At 62.8% G+C, this 2,390-nt stretch carries 3 protein-coding genes; 2 read left to right on the top strand and 1 reads right to left on the bottom strand.

Going from position 1 to position 2,390, the window contains the following annotated elements; all coding sequences use genetic code 11:
- The coding region (locus tag ACYVDE_RS20420) for an acetamidase/formamidase family protein (RefSeq protein WP_460503379.1) at positions 1–589 on the bottom strand (589 nt) is incomplete at its 3' end.
- 61 nt (positions 590–650) lie between these two features.
- On the opposite strand from ACYVDE_RS20420, the gene ACYVDE_RS20415 reads away from it, so the two are divergent.
- Positions 651–893: a hypothetical protein gene (locus tag ACYVDE_RS20415; protein WP_460503378.1), complete on the top strand. Its 243-nt coding sequence runs from the start codon at positions 651–653 to the stop codon at positions 891–893.
- Positions 894–1,024: 131 nt separating this feature from the next.
- The gene (moeB, locus tag ACYVDE_RS20410; RefSeq protein WP_460503377.1) at positions 1,025–2,128 is read left to right on the top strand and encodes a molybdopterin-synthase adenylyltransferase MoeB; all 1,104 of its coding nucleotides are present in this window, start codon (positions 1,025–1,027) and stop codon (positions 2,126–2,128) included.
- Positions 2,129–2,390: the final 262 nt, after the last annotated feature.

The following is a 2,390-nucleotide window of genomic DNA, read 5'->3' as shown; positions in this document are numbered from 1 at the left end:
CGCTGTTCACGCGGCCCGCCGCGGCCGGCGGCGCCACGCCCATGCTGCCGAAAAATGGCCGCAGCGGCACCTCAATGCCCGGCAGGAAGTGGGCTACCATCTTCTTTTTATCGAGCGGAATGATGCGCATTTTGGCGTAGCCGAAGTCTTCCGGAATAAACCCGCTCTTGGCCCCGAAGGCGTTATAGGCGTAGGGAATGGCCAAGTCGATGGCCTGAATGCGCACCTCCAGCACGTCGCCGGACTCGGCCCCTTCCACGAAAATGGGGCCGGTGAGGATGTGGCCGCCCGGCCCCTTGTTGGTGACGTGCTCGTTAATGTCGCGCAGATTGGGCTCGACCTGCGCCGCCGGCAACCCCGCGCCCTCCAGCCGCGCCGGGGTAGAGGTAATGAGCGTATGCACTCGCACCGTTTCGCCCGATTTGATGCGCAGCACCGGTAGCGCGGCGGCATCGTAGTAGCCCCAAGCGGCGGTAGCGGGGGTGATTGGCAACTCGTGTAGGGCCTTTTGCTGGGCCTGCGCACCAGTGCAGACCGCCAGCGCGGGCAGCAGGGCCGCCAGCAAGCGCAATAATGGGCGAATATTCATGCCGGTAAGTTCGCGCCCCTCGGCCATTGCACCGCTTCCAAAGCCAGCGCAACGCTTGCTAATGCCGTGGCAACCTCGCCAACAACTTGGATTCATTGGGCCAGCTGCAAGTCAGGCAATAATTGAAAAGACCGTTTACACTGTGAAAAACAGTCTTTTAGCTTCATTTTATTATTATGTTAATCAAAATGAAGAAGGCTCAAAGCATTTTGCCATCAATTCAGGCAGCCCCAGCATTTGGGCAAAAATAGCGTGCCGACGCACGGTTGCAAGCGACTTATTCCGTCATCGTGCGTTGGGGTAGGGGGGCAAAGGCTGCCGCGCGAAACGCCGTGCTAGAGGCTGCTTCGCCCGGGCCGGCCGAAATTGCGTGCCGCGCCGGCCATTACAGCTGGCCATTTGTTTAACTCCTGTCTCAAGTCCTGCCGCTGCCCGATGAACTCAACCGCCCCCACGCTTTCCATTGCCGAAACCACCCGCTACAGCCGCCACCTGCGGCTGCCCGAAATCGGCCCGGCCGGCCAACTCAAGCTGAAGGCGGCCCGCGTGCTGGTAGTGGGCTGCGGTGGCCTGGGTTGCCCGGTGCTGCAATACCTGGCCGCCGCGGGCGTGGGCACCTTGGGGCTGCTTGATTTCGATACCGTGGACGAAAGCAACCTGCAGCGCCAGGTGCTGTATGGCACCGCCGACGTGGGCCGCCCCAAGGCCGTGGTAGCCGCCGAAAAGCTGCGCGCCCAGAATCCCTTCATCGAACTGCGGGTGCACCAGGTGCTGCTGTCGGCGGCCAACGCGCTGGCGCTGTTTGGCGGGTACGACCTGGTGCTCGACTGCTCCGACAACTTCGCCACCCGCTACCTCGTGAGCGACGCCTGCGTGCTGCTGGGCAAGCCGCTGGTGTTCGGGGCCATCTTCAAGTTTGAAGGCCAGGTGACGGTGTTCAACTACCAAAACGGGCCCACTTACCGCTGCCTGCACCCGGTGCCACCCGCCGCCGGCGAGGTACCCAACTGCGCCCAGATTGGCGTGCTGGGTGTGCTGCCCGGCCTGCTGGGCACCTTGCAGGCCACCGAGGCGCTGAAAATTATTCTGGAAATAGGGGAAGTGCTCAGCGGCCGGCTGCTGCTGGTTGATGCCCTCGGCATGCGGTTCCAAACCATTCGGTTTCGGCCCGTGGCGGTCAACCAGCAGCTCACCGCGCTGGCCCCCGACTATGCCGCCTTTTGCGGCGAAGCTCCCCTGCAAACCGAAGTCGCCCCCGTGCTGGAAATATCGGCCGATGAGCTGAAGGAGTGGCAGCACAGTGACCGCCCCCTGCAGCTCATCGACGTGCGCGAGCCCCACGAGCACACCCGGCATAGCATCGGCGGGCAGCTGCTGCCGCTGGGGCAGCTGCCCCAGCGGCTGAGCGAGATTGAAACCGGCGTGCCGGTGGTGGTGCATTGTGCCAGCGGCATGCGCAGCCGGCAAGCCGCACGCCTGCTGCTCGAAAACGGATTTAGCCCGGTGTATTCGCTGCGCAACGGGCTGGCCGATTATTAATCAGAACCTTTGCCGGGGGCGGGCATAGGCGTTCGTTAATATGCAGGAATTACCCCATCTTTACAGTTAGCTAAGGGAAACCTGCTGCCTCCTTTTTGGCTGCCACGCCCACTGAGCCAATTACTACGGCAACGTCATTTTTCGTCTTTCTGCCCGCTTTGCCTCCGTTTTACGCCCTTCGCCGGATTTTGCAGCCGGGCCGCCCGCCTGGGCTCAGGCCGGCCTGGTGGCTGCTTGGCCTGCTGCTGGCGTGGCTGGGCGG

The sequence above is a fragment of the Hymenobacter agri genome, from assembly GCF_054778495.1.
This window is presented reverse-complemented; position numbering and strand designations above follow the sequence as displayed.